General features: G+C 57.7%; 16 protein-coding genes and 1 tRNA gene. 12 read left to right on the top strand and 5 right to left on the bottom strand.

Features of this window, described 5'->3' with window-relative positions:
- Positions 1-367: 367 nt before the first annotated feature.
- Positions 368-1,072 (top strand): TylF/MycF/NovP-related O-methyltransferase, encoded by a 705-nt coding sequence (locus tag FIU92_RS05705; RefSeq protein ID WP_216646564.1) that lies wholly within the window; start codon positions 368-370, stop codon positions 1,070-1,072.
- 318 nt (positions 1,073-1,390) lie between these two features.
- Here the strand turns inward: FIU92_RS05705 and FIU92_RS05700 are convergent.
- Positions 1,391-1,477, bottom strand: a tRNA-Leu gene (locus tag FIU92_RS05700).
- 141 nt (positions 1,478-1,618) lie between these two features.
- On the opposite strand from FIU92_RS05700, the gene FIU92_RS05695 reads away from it, so the two are divergent.
- Positions 1,619-2,278, top strand: a complete 660-nt coding sequence (locus FIU92_RS05695) for a DsbA family oxidoreductase (RefSeq protein WP_152457643.1) — start codon at positions 1,619-1,621, stop codon at positions 2,276-2,278.
- Positions 2,279-2,317: 39 nt separating this feature from the next.
- Positions 2,318-2,974: a lipoyl(octanoyl) transferase LipB gene (gene lipB / locus FIU92_RS05690; RefSeq protein WP_152457642.1), complete on the top strand. Its 657-nt coding sequence runs from the start codon at positions 2,318-2,320 to the stop codon at positions 2,972-2,974.
- Between the two features lie 315 nt (positions 2,975-3,289).
- Here lipB and FIU92_RS05685 read toward each other — a convergent pair whose 3' ends face one another.
- Positions 3,290-4,231: a cation diffusion facilitator family transporter gene (locus FIU92_RS05685; protein WP_152457641.1), complete on the bottom strand. Its 942-nt coding sequence runs from the start codon at positions 4,229-4,231 to the stop codon at positions 3,290-3,292.
- 118 nt (positions 4,232-4,349) lie between these two features.
- On the opposite strand from FIU92_RS05685, the gene FIU92_RS05680 reads away from it, so the two are divergent.
- On the top strand, positions 4,350-4,733 hold the full coding sequence (locus FIU92_RS05680; protein ID WP_371419734.1) for a MerR family transcriptional regulator: 384 nt from the start codon (positions 4,350-4,352) through the stop codon (positions 4,731-4,733).
- Positions 4,734-4,736: 3 nt separating this feature from the next.
- On the opposite strand, the gene FIU92_RS05675 is transcribed toward FIU92_RS05680, so the two are convergent.
- The gene (locus FIU92_RS05675) at positions 4,737-5,156 is read right to left on the bottom strand and encodes an HIT family protein (RefSeq protein WP_152457639.1); all 420 of its coding nucleotides are present in this window, start codon (positions 5,154-5,156) and stop codon (positions 4,737-4,739) included.
- 305 nt (positions 5,157-5,461) lie between these two features.
- On the opposite strand from FIU92_RS05675, the gene ctaD reads away from it, so the two are divergent.
- From ctaD to FIU92_RS05660, 3 genes are all read left to right on the top strand, one after another.
- The gene (gene ctaD / locus FIU92_RS05670) at positions 5,462-7,120 is read left to right on the top strand and encodes a cytochrome c oxidase subunit I (RefSeq protein ID WP_152457638.1); all 1,659 of its coding nucleotides are present in this window, start codon (positions 5,462-5,464) and stop codon (positions 7,118-7,120) included.
- A 122-nt stretch (positions 7,121-7,242) separates the two neighbouring features.
- On the top strand, positions 7,243-7,842 hold the full coding sequence (locus FIU92_RS05665) for a 2-hydroxychromene-2-carboxylate isomerase (protein ID WP_152457637.1): 600 nt from the start codon (positions 7,243-7,245) through the stop codon (positions 7,840-7,842).
- Between the two features lie 44 nt (positions 7,843-7,886).
- The gene (locus FIU92_RS05660; RefSeq protein WP_152457636.1) at positions 7,887-8,378 is read left to right on the top strand and encodes a DUF2244 domain-containing protein; all 492 of its coding nucleotides are present in this window, start codon (positions 7,887-7,889) and stop codon (positions 8,376-8,378) included.
- An 18-nt stretch (positions 8,379-8,396) separates the two neighbouring features.
- Here the strand turns inward: FIU92_RS05660 and FIU92_RS05655 are convergent, their stop codons facing one another.
- The gene (locus tag FIU92_RS05655) at positions 8,397-8,882 is read right to left on the bottom strand and encodes a GatB/YqeY domain-containing protein (protein WP_152457635.1); all 486 of its coding nucleotides are present in this window, start codon (positions 8,880-8,882) and stop codon (positions 8,397-8,399) included.
- A 183-nt stretch (positions 8,883-9,065) separates the two neighbouring features.
- Here FIU92_RS05655 and carA point away from each other — a divergent pair, with 183 nt between their 5' ends.
- Positions 9,066-10,232 (top strand): glutamine-hydrolyzing carbamoyl-phosphate synthase small subunit, encoded by a 1,167-nt coding sequence (gene carA / locus FIU92_RS05650; protein WP_152457634.1) that lies wholly within the window; start codon positions 9,066-9,068, stop codon positions 10,230-10,232.
- Positions 10,233-10,313: 81 nt separating this feature from the next.
- Positions 10,314-12,191, top strand: coding sequence for a glycosyltransferase (locus FIU92_RS05645; protein WP_152457633.1), 1,878 nt, complete (start codon positions 10,314-10,316; stop codon positions 12,189-12,191).
- Positions 12,192-12,194: 3 nt separating this feature from the next.
- On the opposite strand, the gene FIU92_RS05640 is transcribed toward FIU92_RS05645, so the two are convergent.
- A complete protein-coding gene (locus FIU92_RS05640; protein ID WP_152457632.1) occupies positions 12,195-12,842 on the bottom strand; it encodes a GntR family transcriptional regulator in 648 nt (215 codons plus the stop codon).
- 100 nt (positions 12,843-12,942) lie between these two features.
- Here FIU92_RS05640 and FIU92_RS05635 point away from each other — a divergent pair, with 100 nt between their 5' ends.
- The 3 genes from FIU92_RS05635 (at position 12,943) to FIU92_RS05625 (ending at position 15,192) form a co-directional block, all read left to right on the top strand.
- The gene (locus FIU92_RS05635) at positions 12,943-13,587 is read left to right on the top strand and encodes a pyrimidine 5'-nucleotidase (protein WP_152457631.1); all 645 of its coding nucleotides are present in this window, start codon (positions 12,943-12,945) and stop codon (positions 13,585-13,587) included.
- Between the two features lie 85 nt (positions 13,588-13,672).
- Positions 13,673-13,921: a hypothetical protein gene (locus FIU92_RS05630; RefSeq protein WP_152457630.1), complete on the top strand. Its 249-nt coding sequence runs from the start codon at positions 13,673-13,675 to the stop codon at positions 13,919-13,921.
- A 74-nt stretch (positions 13,922-13,995) separates the two neighbouring features.
- Complete coding sequence (locus tag FIU92_RS05625) at positions 13,996-15,192, top strand: UbiH/UbiF family hydroxylase (protein ID WP_152457629.1); 1,197 nt, start codon at positions 13,996-13,998, stop codon at positions 15,190-15,192.
- Positions 15,193-15,201 lie beyond the last annotated feature (9 nt).

The raw sequence follows: 15,201 nt of genomic DNA, 5'->3' as shown, positions 1-15,201 counted from the left end.
CTTACTGAACATCAAATGCAGAAAGAAACGCAGGGCAGTTGTTTCACGACCTAACAAATGGGTTGGGTCCGACCTTATTTGCCAAGACTTATGCTGAAGTTGGCGCAAACATTCGCGTAATTCTTAGCGTCAAAAAAGATATGTTTCACTCTGCACGTCAAAATTGAGAGTTAAGGCACGTCTAAGTTGAAAAAAAACACAGTTAACAGGAAATGTGACTCCATTTATCCAACGCCGCAGGCGATTTCCAGCGAATCTTGTTGAAACTTCACAGCAGAGAGGTCAGAACCAGCCAGACATCTATGCAAGGTTATAATCTATGCTCGCGGAACTTCGGGAACAATATCTGACCACGGTTGCCCGTGCCTTGGATGGCACGATCTATGAAGACCCACCAATTCTGTTTGGAGACACCAAACCGGATTATGACTCCAAAAACCGTGAATACGGCTGGGATTGGCCGTCTGTTGCTTTCACTATGGTGGGCAGCAAGAGATTGGCCAATGTTCGCGCCATGGTGGAATCCGTCATCGGCAACCAGGTTCCCGGCGATTTTGTCGAAACCGGAGTATGGCGTGGTGGTGCCAGCATCTTCGCGAAAGCGGTTCTCTTTACATATGGCCAGAATGACAGACGTGTCGTTCTGTGTGACTCTTTCATGGGACTGCCCAAGCCGAATGAAGAACTGTATCCTCACGACAAGGGGTCTGATTTCCATAAGTACGACGCTCTGGCCGTGTCAGCCGATTCTGTAAGGGCGAATTTTGAAAAGTTCGGGCTCCTGGACGATAATGTCGTGTTCATTGAAGGCTTCTTCAAAGACACCATGCCACTGGTACCCAGTGAGCAGATTGCAGTGCTGCGTCTTGACGGCGACATGTATGAATCAACCATAGATCCTTTGCGGCACCTTTTCGGTAAGGTCTCGGAAGGCGGTTGGATCATCGTTGACGACTATCACGTGGTTCCCGCAGCTAAAGCGGCCGTGCATGATTATCTTGACGAGGTGGGCTATGAGCCACCCGCGATCAACGAAATCGATGGAGTGGGCGTCTATTTCCAGAAGGTCTAGAGAGGACCAAGCCTTGGGTTCAGGTCATGGGTCAGGTTGCGCCCGTCACCTGAACACCTGAAACGTCACGCTCAGCAAGGCTGCGGCCTGTTAGTGTTTCAGAATGGCCGACCAGGTTGACACCGTTGGGGTGCTACCAAACAGAATCCTGCACATTCCGATAGAACGCCCAAAACATGGAACTGATTCAGGTTCAGAAAGCAATTCTTTCACGTGGTACAGTCGTCTTCGGCAACCCTTTTGGACGTCGCACAGTGGGCGCCACACCGGATGCAATCTTTGCGCCCGCCCTCAATTTCTTGTTCTTTCACTGAGAGATGGTGCGGTCGAGAAGACTCGAACTTCCACGGGAGTTACCCCACAGCGACCTCAACGCTGCGCGTCTACCAATTCCGCCACGACCGCACTGCCAATGACTTGGTAAAGCGGCGTATAGACGTTGGTGCGCGCGATGTGAAGAGGCAAAAACGCAGTGGTTTAAATTCCTTCACCACGGGCTTATCTCTGCCACTGGACAACACGCCATTGACCTGACAGGAGCCGCCGATGCCCCCGCCCGAAAACCTCCCGATCGTTCAGATCGATATCGTCTCGGATGTTGTGTGCCCCTGGTGCATTGTCGGGTTTCGACAGCTTGACATGGCGTTGCAGCAACAGGGTGTCCTTGCCCGGCTTCGCTGGCATCCGTTCGAGTTGAACCCGGACATGCCACCCGAAGGCCAGAACCTGCGTGAACATATCATGACCAAATACGGCTCGACCGCCGAGCAAAGTCAGCAGGCACGGGACAAGCTTACCTCGATCGGGGCCGAGCTCGGCTTTGCCTTTAACTTCGACGATGACAGCAGAATGGTGAACACATTCGCAGCGCATCAGTTGCTGGATTGGGCGGAATCAGTTGGCCGACAGCATCCTTTGAAACTGGCTCTGTTCGACGCGTATTTCACAGCGCAGCGGGATGTTTCCGATATGGATGTTCTGCTGGAAGTTGTTCGATCCATCGGGCTGGACGCGGATACGGCGCGACAAGCACTTGAAAGCGGAGAACACATAGCCCCGGTGCGTGAAAAGCAGCTGTTCTGGACCAGCCGGGGAATTTCAGGCGTGCCATCCATGGTTTTTGGCGGGAAATACCTGCTGACCGGCGCACAGGGTTCTGAAACCTATGCCCAGGTGCTGCAACGTTGCCTGTCCGAGGCCGCCTGACCCCTTTTCTTGACCGATTCAGACGGATATGAGACCGGCATGGAATGGAAAATCACCGATGGTCTGACCAGCTATGACGACGCCGTTGCCTTTATGGAGGCGCGCGTCGCCGCAATCGCAAATGGCGAAGCTGAAGAATGTGTCTGGCTGCTGGAACACCCGCCGCTTTATACGGCCGGCACTTCGGCCAGGATCGAGGATCTGACCGACCCCGATCGGTTTCCGGTTTACGCAAGCAAACGCGGCGGCGAATACACCTATCACGGGCCCGGTCAACGTGTGGCCTATGTCATGCTGGATTTGAACAAACGTGGTCGCGACGTGCGTCAGTTTGTGAAACAGCTGGAGACCTGGGTGATCTCGGCGCTGGCGGAATTCAACGTGCAAGGCGAGATCCGTGATGGGCGCGTGGGGGTTTGGGTTCGGCGTGATGACAAGCCGTTGACAGCGACCGGCAAACCGGCGGAAGACAAGATCGCCGCCATTGGCCTGCGCCTGCGCAAATGGGTCAGTTTTCACGGGATCTCAGTGAATGTCGAACCGGATCTGGAGCATTTTTCCGGCATCGTCCCTTGCGGGATAAGCGAATACGGCGTGACCTCATTGGTCGACCTGGGCTTGCCGGTAACGATGGCAGACCTTGATGCCGCACTGAAAAAGACTTTCGCAGACGTTTTTGGCCCAGTGGCACCCTGAATCCATCTGTCGATCACTGCGCAGCGAATCGCTGCGCGCCACTGTCGCAAACAACAATCCCTGTGGCCGGCTGGCTCTGTTTCCCATGCGCAAGGCAATTAACCCTGAATTCGGTGGATTTATGGAAGTCTTTAAGCATTTTTTAACTCAGGTAGATACAAAGGCCCCGTTAACGAGTAATATGGAACTGCCAATCAAGAGTGAGTGGTATGTTAACCGGTGATCCAGGGCTCGCCCTCGAAATCCGAGAAGTGTTTGGTTACGAGTCTGCCGTTCCGACCCCAAATCGGAACGGCAATTCTCTTTCAGGCACCGCTATTCTTCCTGGTGGCCAAATCGGGACGAACCGACGCAGGCGCGGCCAGCCTGTTCCAGTTCGAGCGTCGCATGGCCCAACCCGAAACGAACTTGCAGCGTGTGCCTGACACTGTCCCGTACCATTTCGGCATCTGACCACGCGTTCGCATCAATGACCAGATGCGCCGTCAGCGCGGGCTGCCGCTCCTGCATGCTCCACAAATGCATGTGATGCACTTCGGCCACCCCTTCCGTTTCTTCGATCGCCGCGGCAACCTGCTCTGGCTCCAGGTTTGGCGGAGCGCCCAGCATCAGAACGCGGACTGTCTCGCCTATCTCTTCTTTGACATGCCACATGATGTAGACCGCGATCAGGATCGTCACCGCCGGGTCCACCCATGTCCAGCCGAACAGGATCACCGCAGTGCCCGCTACGATCACGGCGATTGATCCCAAGGCGTCCGCAACATTATGGATGAATGCGGCCCGGATATTCATGCTGTCCTTGGCCATGGTATACGTCAAAGCAGCGGTTACGAGATCGACCACCAATGCCAGCGCGGCGACCCAGACCACAAGCCATCCGTTGATCGGCTCGGGTTCAAAAAACCGCATGACGCCTTCGTAGAACAGATAGACCGACAACACGATCAACGTGGTGTAATTGACCAATGCCGCAACGACTTCGGCCCGGCCATAGCCAAAGCTCATCCGTGGATCGGCCGGACGCCGTGCAATCTTGCGGGCAAAAAACGCGATGATCAGCGCAACAGCATCCGAAAAATTGTGCAGCGCATCGGCAATCAACGCCAGAGAACCCGAAATGATGCCCCCGATGACCTGAGCCAATGTCAGGAACATGTTCACCGCAATCGCCCAGGCGACGCGGGCATCGCCAGCGTCTGGATCAATGTGGTTGTGCTGGTGACCATGCCCGGTGTGGGAATGCTGGTGTGCCATATCGTTTGATGTCCCTTGTTACGGCTTCCCAGAGCATGTAATTCCTCTAGCGACTAGAGGTTCAAGAGGTCAAAACCGAAAAATGTATTCGATCGGGGATCTATCGCGCCGAACCGGAGTGAAAATTCCGACAATCCGGTTCTATGAAGACAAAGGCCTGTTACCCAAACCAGAGCGAACCGCGGGCAATCAACGCCGGTATGACGAAGCCGCGTTGAAACGGCTGATCTTCATTCGCCATTGCCGTGATCTGGGATTGCCACTGGCCGACGTCGTGGGCCTGCTGTCCCTTGAGGGCGCCTCTGGCAGCGACCTTAACCGGGCGCACGAAATTGCCCAAAAACAACTGGCCGATCTGCGGGACCGAATTGCCCGCCTGCAAAACCTCGAAGCGGAACTGACCCGAATTTCAGCGGCCTGCGACGGGCAGCACGATCATGTCTGTGCCGTGCTGCATGCGTTTGGAGATCACAGCGAGTGTACGGGGCCTCACAACGCCTAATGATCAGACGAGTGCGGCGCTGATCTTTTTCGCATGTTCCCCGATAAGCTCGAAATCCCCCATCTTGCCCGGCGGGCGCATGGAAACCCCTTCGTGGCGCGGCAGGACGTGGAAATGCAGGTGGAAGACTTCCTGCCCGCCTGCCGCCTCGTTGAATTGCTGAATCGTCACCCCGTCCGCGTCGAATGCGGACTTGACCGCCCGGGCCATCTTCTGCACCGTTTTCACAACCGCCGTCAGTTGCTCGGGCGTGGCATCCAGTACGTTGCGGCATGGTGTTTTGGGGATCACCAACAGATGCCCGTCCGCGCGCGGCATGATATCCATGAAAGCCAGCGTTTCATCATCCTCGTACACGCGCATGCACGGGATTTCTTCGCGCAGGATTTTGGCAAAGATATTGTCGGGGTCGTAATCAGCCATCTCAAACCTCTGGATTGCGGGTGTCGGCACAGTTCTGAGACGCGTGCGGGCCACGGTCAAGGCGGAACTCTGCCAACGTCCATGCCGCATCGACAGTCCGGGCTTGAATTCTCATCCGCCATGCCCAGATACCCCACATTCAAGGCCGGAAAATCGTGCGGCACCCGCGTGCCCGCGACAATTAATCTTGATCCAGATCAAACTCGGCCATTGAAGGTGCCCTCTTCACATTCTAAAACCAGCAGGAATCCCGCGCGTTGGAGAGGTCCGACTGCGCGGTGCAGTTGCAACAGGAGGCACCTATAATGGCAGACGCAGCCATTCACGGTCACGACCATGAAGATCAGCGCAGCTTTTTCCAGCGCTGGTTCATGTCGACCAACCACAAGGACATCGGGATTCTGTACCTGGTCGTTTCGGCCCTTGCCGGTCTGATCTCGGTGGCGATGACCGTTTACATGCGGCTCGAGCTGATGCACCCGGGCGTTCAGTACATGTGCCTGGAAGGCTTCATGGCCGACCCATGTACCCCCAACGGTCACTTGTGGAACGTGATGATCACCTATCACGGTGTTCTGATGATGTTCTTTGTTGTCATCCCTGCCCTTTTCGGCGGATTTGGCAACTATTTCATGCCGTTGCAGATCGGTGCGCCGGACATGGCGTTCCCGCGGATGAACAACCTGTCCTTCTGGCTTTATGTCGCCGGCACCTCGCTGGGTGTTGCCTCGCTGCTCAGCCCGGGTGGTAACGATCAGCTCGGCTCGGGTGTGGGCTGGGTTCTGTATCCGCCGCTGTCGACGACCGAAGGCGGCATGTCCATGGACCTGGCGATCTTCGCCGTGCACGTATCGGGCGCCTCCTCGATCCTCGGCGCGATCAACATGATCACCACCTTCCTGAACATGCGTGCCCCAGGCATGACCCTGTTCAAGGTACCGCTGTTCAGCTGGTCGATCTTCGTCACCTCGTGGCTGATTCTGCTGTCGCTGCCGGTTCTGGCGGGCGCGATCACCATGCTGCTGATGGACCGCAATTTTGGCTTTACCTTCTTTGACCCGGCCGGCGGCGGTGACCCGATCCTGTATCAGCACATCCTGTGGTTCTTTGGCCACCCGGAAGTGTATATCGTGATCCTGCCCGGTTTCGGCATCATCAGCCATGTCATCGCGACCTTCTCTCGCAAGCCGATCTTTGGCTATCTGCCGATGGTCTGGGCGATTATCGCAATCGGTGTGCTGGGCTTTGTCGTGTGGGCGCACCACATGTACACCGTCGGCATGTCGCTGCGCCAGCAGGCCTATTTCATGCTGGCAACGATGGTCATCGCGGTTCCGACGGGGGTCAAGGTGTTCTCGTGGATCGCCACCATGTGGGGCGGCTCGATCGAGTTCAAGACACCGATGCTGTTCGCCTTTGGCTTCCTGTTCCTGTTCACCGTCGGCGGTGTGACCGGTGTGGTTCTGTCGCAGGCTGGCGTGGACCGCGCCTATCACGACACCTACTATGTGGTGGCACACTTCCACTACGTGATGTCGCTGGGTGCTGTCTTCGCGATCTTTGCTGGGGTGTACTTCTACTTCAGCAAGATGACGGGCCGTCAGTACTCCGAGTTCTGGGGCAAGGTTCATTTCTGGATGTTCTTCATCGGCGCCAACCTGACCTTCTTCCCGCAGCACTTCCTGGGCCGTCAGGGCATGCCGCGCCGTTACATCGACTACCCCGAGGCATTCGCCCAGTGGAACTTCGTTTCGTCGATCGGCGCGTTCATCTCGTTCGCCTCGTTCCTGCTGTTCTTCGGGATCGTGTTCTACGCCCTGTTCCGTGGTGCGAAAGAGACACGTCCGAACCCGTGGAATGAATACGCGGATACGCTGGAATGGACCCTGCCGACACCGCCGCCCGAACACACGTTCGAGCAGCTGCCCAAGCAGGAAGATTGGGACAAAGGCCACGCGCACTGATCCCGATCTGATCCAAAGAAACCCCGCCCAAGTGGCGGGGTTTTCGTTTTCCACCTCTATCGGTTCGCCAAGTGTGCCAAAATCCGCTATGATACCCCCACAGAACAGTCGGAGGATCGGCAATGCCGGAAATCGACTTTTGGTATTCAATCGGCAGCACTTACAGCTTCCTTACCGTGATGCGGCTGGACGACTGGTGCGCAGAACATGACGCCACCGTGAACTGGCGGCCCTTTGATGTGCGCACGGTCATGTCAGCCCAGCAGAATATCCCGTTCGCCGGAAAACCCGAAAAATCCGCATATATGTGGCGTGATATCGAACGGCGCTGTGCCAAGTATCACATCCACGCCAGCCTGCCCGCACCCTATCCGATTTCCGATCTTGCCCTGGCCAATCAGGTCGCTTTGTTTGGTATGAGGGATGGATGGGGCAAGTCATTTACCCAGAACCTGTACCGCATCTGGTTCGAGGATGGCGTCGAGGCAGGCAGCGAAAGCGCCCTGTCCGAAGCATTGCTGCGGTGCCAGCAGGATCCTCGCCTGACGCTGGCCCGCGCGCGCAGCCCGGATATCGTCACCGCGCTGGAAGCTGAAACAGACATCGCCGTGAAACTGGGTGTTTTCGGCGCCCCCAGCTTCGTGGTGAGGCAAGAGGTGTTCTGGGGCGACGACCGTTTGGATGACGCCTTGTCCTGGGCGCGTGTGGGCCACGTGGTCTGATCAAAATCCGTCGACATGAGGCGGCACTGCGATATGTTTCCGGTATGCCGTACAAATGGAATCAGACATCCGAAACCGAACAGGAACTGCGCCTCTGGCCGCATAACTCTCTGCCGCGACGTGGGGCGATGATTGCCATCCTGTCCGTATTTCTGTTCGGTTTGATCCCATTGTTGGCCGTGCTTGGGTCGGTCGTGTTGTGGGGCCTGTTACCGTTTCTGCTGTTGACGGTGCTTGGGCTTTGGCTGGCGATTCAGGCGAACTATCGCGCGCGCAGTGCGTTTGAGGTTTTCACCTTGTCCGGTTCACAAGCCCGCCTGGTGCATCACACCCCGGGCAAGGACCAACAGGAATGGTCGTGCAATCGCTATTGGGCACGACCTGAAATGTACGAAAAAGGTGGTCCGGTGCCACATTATGTCACGCTCGTCGGAGACGGGCGCGAGGTCGAAATCGGGGCGTTTCTGTCGGAAGACGAGCGTATCACGCTCTATGACGATTTGGCCAGGAAACTGCGCGACCCTGTCGCGCAGTAGGTGTTTCAGCCTGATGTCTCAGCAGTCGCCGTTTGACGCGGCGCAGAGGTGGTCCTTGACCATAGGCCCGACCTTGCCGAAATCCATCTGTCCGGTATAACGGGTTTTCAACTCGCCCATGACCTTGCCCATGTCGCGAATGGAACCGGCACCGGTCGAAGTGATTGCAGCCTGAATCGCCTTTGACACCTCATCATCATCCAACTGTTTGGGCAGAAACTCTTCGATGACGGCGACTTCCTGCATCTCGCGCTCGGCCAGGTCCAGGCGACCACCCTCTTCATAGGCGCGCGCACTTTCCTTGCGTTGCTTGGTCATTTTTCCAAGAATTTCAAGCACCTCTGCATCACCGCAGCCTTTGACCTCTTCATTGTCCGAGGCGCGCGCGGCGATGTCGCGGTCCTTGATCGCCGCGTTGATCAACCGCAGCGTCGACAGACGCTCGGCTGCTTTGTCTTTCATTGCTTGCTTCAGGGCGGCATTCACCCGTGATCGCATGTCCATTTGGCTTGTCCATCCCCATGACAACGGAACCCCGAACATATCTAAACAAAAAGCGTGTTACAACCGGGGGCGAACAAGCTTAACCCATTGAAAAATAACGATAGCCCAAAAATTGAACAGACTTGACCCAAGCGCTTAACCCCCTTAGGTATGCGCCGGTTTACCTTGCAGGAGAGTCGCGCCATGGCCCAGAACGCCCCGTCCAAGCCCACCGCATGTCTGGCTTTGGCCGACGGAACGCTGTTTTACGGCATCGGTTTCGGTGCAACCGGACAGACCGTGGCTGAACTCTGCTTCAACACAGCGATGACCGGATATCAGGAAATCATGACCGATCCATCCTATGCCGGGCAGATCGTCACCTTTACCTTCCCCCATATCGGCAATGTCGGCGTGAACCCCGAAGATGACGAAACCGCTGATCCGGTTGCCGCTGGCATGGTCGTCAAATGGGATCCGACCCAGCCGTCCAACTGGCGCTCGGCCGAAGAACTCAAGGGCTGGCTTGCCCGCCGTGGACGCATCGCCATCGGCGGCGTCGATACCCGCCGTCTGACCCGCGCCATTCGCCAGCAGGGCGCGCCGCATGTGGCGCTGGCTCATGATCCCGAGGGCAATTTCGACATCGAAGCACTGGTGGCTGCGGCCCGCGGCTTTGCCGGGCTGGAGGGGATGGACTTGGCCAAGGATGTCACCTGTGCCCAAAGCTACCGCTGGGATGAAATGCGCTGGGCGTGGCCGGAAGGGTACAAGCGGCAAGAGGCCCCCGCCCACAAAGTCGTGGCTGTCGACTATGGTGCAAAGCGCAATATTCTGCGCTGTCTCGCCTCGGCTGGATGTGATGTAACCGTGCTGCCAGCAACGGCAACCGCTGCCGAAGTGCTGGCCCATCAGCCGGATGGCGTTTTCCTGTCGAACGGTCCCGGCGACCCGGCCGCAACGGGTGCCTATGCTGTGCCGATGATCAAGGAAATTCTGGACACAACCGATCTGCCCGTCTTTGGTATCTGCCTTGGCCACCAGATGCTGGCGCTGGCGTTAGGCGGTCAGACAGTCAAGATGAACCACGGCCACCACGGCGCGAACCACCCGGTCAAGGATCTGGAAACCGGCAAGGTCGAAATCACGTCGATGAATCACGGTTTTGCTGTGGACGCGCAGTCTTTGCCGGAAGGCGTGGTCGAGACCCACAGATCGCTGTTTGACGGCTCGAACTGCGGGATCCGCATGACTGACAGACCTGTATACTCGGTGCAATACCACCCCGAAGCTTCGCCCGGCCCCCAGGACAGTTTTTACCTGTTCGAACGTTTCGCCGATGCGATGGAAAAGAAAAAAGAGCAGGCATAAACCCTTAAGTTACCAGAGTTAACGGCACATTAACCTTGTTTGATCAACCCTGAGCGCAGGTAACTGTGCCAGGGTTTTTTAATGGTTGAACTTAACCTTCAGGATTTTACAAACGCGTCCCCGATCCCGGCGCCCGGATTTCGCAAACCGCTGGGCACATGCCTGCTGGAAACCGAGGTCATCACGCGCTCGCAACTGGACCATGCGCTGAGCCTGCAGACCAGGCAGAAAGCGCCGCTTGGCGAGATTCTGGTTGGGGAGGGGTATGCCACCAGGCAGGACGTTCTGAAAGCTCTGTCCATGCAGTTCGGGTGGCAGATCGCGGACCTCGAACAAATTCCACCGATGCCCGGATTGTGTGACCTGAAGCCGGTGGACTTCTGGCTTGAGCACAATGTTATCCCTTGGATGCGCATCGGCCCGTTGCTTTTGGTCGCCACTGCCCGGCCCGATCGTTTTGCAACCGTGGCAGCCGAGATGCAGGATTGCGACTATTCCATCCTGCCGGTTCTTGCGGATTCTCATCAGATCGACCGGGTCATTGCACAGCACTTCTCGCGGACACTCGCAAAAGCGGCCGAAACCCGTGTGAACGCGGAACAAAGCTGTCGCAACTGGACCGCCGGGTCCCGGCTCGTATCATCTGCGGCAACGCTGGGTGTGCTTTGTCTTTCTGCCCTGTTCCCCTCGATTGGATTGATGGTTTTGTTGGGCGCGGCCGTAGGCAGTTTGGTTCTTTTTGCAGCCTTTCGGATAATGGGCGCCCTGGCCTGCCTCAGCGACCGCATGAAAAAGCCGACCGAGCCAACAGAGGCGGCGATCGCGCTGCGTCACCCCTGCGTGTCCATCATGGTGCCGTTGTACAAGGAGCGAGAAATCGCGAATGCTCTGGTGCAACGGCTTCAAAGGCTGACCTATCCCAAAGCGCTGCTGGACGTCATTCTCGTGCTCGAGGCGACCGATGACGTGACGCGCGACGCCCTTGCGCGGGTGGCTCTGCCCAGTTGGATGCGTGTTGTTGAAGTACCGGAACTGAACGGGTTGACCACCAAACCGCGCGCCATGAACTACGCGCTGGATTTTTGCCGTGGTGACATCGTTGGCGTTTGGGATGCCGAAGACGCACCACAACCGGATCAGATCGAACGCGTGGTTGCGCATTTCACCCAAGCTTCGCCCGAGGTGGTTTGCCTGCAAGGTGTTTTGGATTACTACAACCCGCGCACGAACTGGCGGTCACGCTGTTTTACCATCGAATACAACAGCTGGTTTCGTGTGATCCTGCCGGGCATCGCACGTATGGGGCTGGTCGTCCCTCTTGGGGGAACGACGTTCTTTTTTCGCCGCGAAAAGCTGTTGGAACTGGGCGGTTGGGACGCCCACAATGTCACCGAAGATGCCGATTTGGGCGTGCGGCTTTGCCGGGCGGGTTACCGGACCGAGATGGTGGACACCGCCACCTTCGAAGAGGCGAATTTCCGCGCCTGGCCGTGGGTGAAGCAACGCTCACGCTGGCTCAAGGGGTTCATGGTCACCTATCTTGTGCACATGCGGGACCCGCGGAAACTGTATGCTGATTTGGGTGCGGCCAAGTTTATCGGCCTACAGGCATTCTTTCTGGGCACTCTGGGTCAGTTCCTGCTGGCTCCTGTTCTATGGATTTTCTGGTTGTACGCCCTGGGCATGCCCAATCCGATGGAACAGATCCTGCCGCAGCAGATCACGACGGCGCTGATCTGGCTGTTTCTGGCAACCGAGGCCCTGAACATATGCGTCGGGATCATCGCTGTATCCGCGCGTGAACGTCGGTTTTTGCTGCCGTGGGTTCCGACGATGTGCCTGTATTTCCCGCTGGGGGTGGTTGCCGGCTACAAAGCCCTGTGGGAACTGGCGACAAATCCGTTTTTTTGGGACAAAACCCAACACGGGCAGGCCAGCGAAGACGTTCCACTGGCCTGAAGTTCACTTGTCGCGACGACTGGCATCCTGTTTCAGACGTGTCATGAAGGCGACCGAAATATGTTCCTTCAACGCCTGCCCCGCGGCCTCCTCGTCTCGGGCTGCGATGGCATCGACGATTCCCTTATGCTCACTTTGCGCGATCTCGCCACGACCCTGAACAGCCAGCGAAGTGGTCGCCATCAGGGCCATCGTCCGGTGAACCAGATCAAGCTGCTGAACCAGATAGCGGTTGTGTGACGCCAGATGAATCTGTTCGTGAAACCGTCGGTTGGCGCGCGACAAGGCCGTTGGGTCATCGATCAGCTTGTCATCTTCGACGACCATGTCCTGAAGAACCTTGATTTCTTCTTCGGTGGCGTGTTTTGCGGCCAGGCGCGCAGCCAGCCCCTCAAGTTCCCGGCGCACGATGTAAAGCTCGGCCATCTGGTTGTGATCCAGGGATGCGACGATCAACGACCGCCCGTCCCGTTCCAGCAAAGACTGGGTTTCCAAACGTTGCAACGCTTCGCGGATCGGGGTGCGTGACACTCCGAAACGCTCTGCCAGTTCGCTTTCGACCAACCGATCACCGGGTTTGTAAACACCCACATCGATGGCTTCCAGGATAAGGCTGTAGGCGTCCTTGGTCGGGGATCGGGTCTGGCTCATGGGATCGTTTGTCTCCTCGTTCGGACATGTCTAGCCGTGACAGGGGGCGGCGATCAAGTACAGCATTGAAAACCGACCGACTGGGCCCTAAACCCAAGCCATGGTCAAACCTTCGTTTAGTCATGTCACACAATGGGTGTTCGATCTGGACAACACCCTATACCCACCGCATATGCGGCTGTTCGATCAGATAGAAGTTCTGATGACGGATTACGTGGTGCAAGCCATCGGTGTTGACCGGGCCGAGGCCGACCGGCTGCGCGCGCATTACTGGCGGGAATACGGGACCACGCTGGCCGGGTTGATGGCCGAACATAATCTGGACCCCGACCCCTACCTGCACGCGGTACATCAGGTTGACATGAGCCACATGGACCCGGATGCGGAACTGGCCGATCATATCCGCGCCCTTCCCGGCCGGCGGATCGTCTACACCAACGGCAGCGCGCCCTACGCGGAACGTGTCCTTGAGGCACGCGGCCTGACAGGCCTGTTCGACGCGATATACGGTGTTGAACATGCAGGGTACCGACCAAAACCCGAAAAAGCCGCGTTCGAAGCGATCTTTGAAAAGGACGGCCTTCAGACCGAAATAGCGGCCATGTTCGAAGATGAACCACGCAATCTCGCGGCCCCACACGAGATGGGAATGCGCACGGTTCATGTTTCTCCCGACCCGCATGAAGCCGATCACATCCACCATCACACGGACGATCTGACCGCGTTCCTGGCGCGCCTGCGATAGGCTGTCACAGTGCGACGATCTGCACGTTCTGCACACGCATCTGCGTCCTTATATGCGCTGCAGCGACGAACAGATGGAGACCCCGATGAGCGCGATTGACATGCCGCTGCGCCTGCCGATCTGGCAGCGCCTTTTCTTCGCAATTCCCGTCTTTGGATGGCTGGCGCGCGAGGCGGTCAACGCCAAGGCAGAAGACTTGTGTTACACCGCCGCTGCGATTTTCAGCATGTGGGGCTGTTCCATCATGTTGTTCGGCCTTCCCGGCCTCTACATCCCAGCCCTTATGATGGTGCCGCTGATGTTTCTGATCCTCATCCTGATTTCACGGGGCTGAAATACGGGACAGGATGTCACTTGGCACTTGGGGCAGATCCGAACTAGGTTCTGCCCAGAATGATGAGAGGCGCCATGTCCGACAGCTGTGACATCCTGATTTCCGGTGGCGGGATCGCCGGTCTGACCGCTGCGGCGGCATTCGGAACGGCAGGTTTTGAAGTGATCTGCGTTGATCCGAGCCCTCCGATCACCGAGCGGGACGTGGACGGGTCAGATCTGCGCACCACGGCTTTCTTGCAGCCCGCGCGCGGCCTGCTGGAACAATGCGGCCTGTGGGCAAGACTGGATGCACAGGCGGCCCCATTGCAAGTCATGCGGATCGTTGACGCCGGGGGCGACTTGCCCGAGCCACGCGTCGTCCGCGACTTCAACGCGGCCGACATCTCGGAACAGCCTTTCGGCTGGAACCTGCCCAACTGGCTGTTGCGCCGTGAAATGGTGGCACGGCTGGCCGAGTTGCCGAATGTCGATTTCCGCCCCGGCACCGCGACCACCAGCCTGTTCACCCGAACCGCCGAGGCGCGCGTGAGCCTGAGTGATGGCAGCCGCGTCCGGTGCAAGCTTGTGCTTGCTGCCGATGGTCGCAACTCGCCAATGCGCGAAGCTGCCGGTATCAGGGTGCACACAACACGGTATGGGCAGAAGGCGCTGGCATTTGCGGTGACGCACCCCATTCCACACGAGAATGTTTCGACCGAGATTCACAGATCCGGGGGGCCGTTCACGCTGGTGCCTCTGCCGGACTGGAACGGGCAGCCCTCGTCCGCCATCGTCTGGATGGAACGCGGACCGAAGGCCGTAGAACTCCTGAACCTGGAACCCGAGGCATTCGAGGCCGCCATGACCTCTCGGTCCTGCGGGTTGTTCGGCCCGCTGAAATTAGCATCCCGCAGAACGATCTGGCCCATCATCAGCCAATCGGCGGAACGGCTGGCGGGTGAACGCATCGCGCTGATGGCCGAGGCGGCGCATGTGGTGCCTCCCATCGGGGCACAAGGATTGAACATGTCTCTGGGCGACCTGCGTTGCCTGCTGGATTTGGCACAGGCCCGGCCCGAAGGTCTGGGAGACGAACAGATGCTGGGTGCCTATCACAAGGCCCGTCACACCGAGATCGAGATGCGCGTCAAAGGCATTGATCTGCTGAACCGCGCCTCGATGATTGAGACGCGGCCGCTGCGGGATGCACGGGCGATGGGGCTGAGCGCGCTCTATTCCCTGCCGCCAGTGCGCAAGACTTTGATGCAGATGGGCCTCGGCGTTCGCTAAGGTCCGGTC

Origin of the sequence: Ruegeria sp. THAF33, assembly GCF_009363615.1 — a bacterium.
Taxonomy (GTDB): domain Bacteria; phylum Pseudomonadota; class Alphaproteobacteria; order Rhodobacterales; family Rhodobacteraceae; genus Ruegeria.
Note: the sequence above shows the minus strand (reverse complement) of the source record. Positions and strands in the feature narration are given on the sequence as shown.

Excerpts from the sequence above, each read along its gene's own strand:
- carA (WP_152457634.1), top strand. The coding sequence starts at position 9,066 with ATGGCCCAGAACGCCCCGTCCAAGCCCACCGCATGTCTGGCTTTGGCC.
- FIU92_RS05685 (WP_152457641.1), bottom strand. The coding sequence starts at position 4,231 with ATGGCACACCAGCATTCCCACACCGGGCATGGTCACCAGCACAACCAC.
- FIU92_RS05645 (WP_152457633.1), top strand. The coding sequence starts at position 10,314 with ATGGTTGAACTTAACCTTCAGGATTTTACAAACGCGTCCCCGATCCCG.
- lipB (WP_152457642.1), top strand. The coding sequence starts at position 2,318 with ATGGAATGGAAAATCACCGATGGTCTGACCAGCTATGACGACGCCGTT.
- FIU92_RS05665 (WP_152457637.1), top strand. The coding sequence starts at position 7,243 with ATGCCGGAAATCGACTTTTGGTATTCAATCGGCAGCACTTACAGCTTC.
- FIU92_RS05635 (WP_152457631.1), top strand. The coding sequence starts at position 12,943 with ATGGTCAAACCTTCGTTTAGTCATGTCACACAATGGGTGTTCGATCTG.
- FIU92_RS05660 (WP_152457636.1), top strand. The coding sequence starts at position 7,887 with ATGCCGTACAAATGGAATCAGACATCCGAAACCGAACAGGAACTGCGC.
- FIU92_RS05695 (WP_152457643.1), top strand. The coding sequence starts at position 1,619 with ATGCCCCCGCCCGAAAACCTCCCGATCGTTCAGATCGATATCGTCTCG.
- ctaD (WP_152457638.1), top strand. The coding sequence starts at position 5,462 with ATGGCAGACGCAGCCATTCACGGTCACGACCATGAAGATCAGCGCAGC.
- FIU92_RS05640 (WP_152457632.1), bottom strand. The coding sequence starts at position 12,842 with ATGAGCCAGACCCGATCCCCGACCAAGGACGCCTACAGCCTTATCCTG.
- FIU92_RS05655 (WP_152457635.1), bottom strand. The coding sequence starts at position 8,882 with ATGGACATGCGATCACGGGTGAATGCCGCCCTGAAGCAAGCAATGAAA.
- FIU92_RS05630 (WP_152457630.1), top strand. The coding sequence starts at position 13,673 with ATGAGCGCGATTGACATGCCGCTGCGCCTGCCGATCTGGCAGCGCCTT.
- FIU92_RS05675 (WP_152457639.1), bottom strand. The coding sequence starts at position 5,156 with ATGGCTGATTACGACCCCGACAATATCTTTGCCAAAATCCTGCGCGAA.
- FIU92_RS05625 (WP_152457629.1), top strand. The coding sequence starts at position 13,996 with ATGTCCGACAGCTGTGACATCCTGATTTCCGGTGGCGGGATCGCCGGT.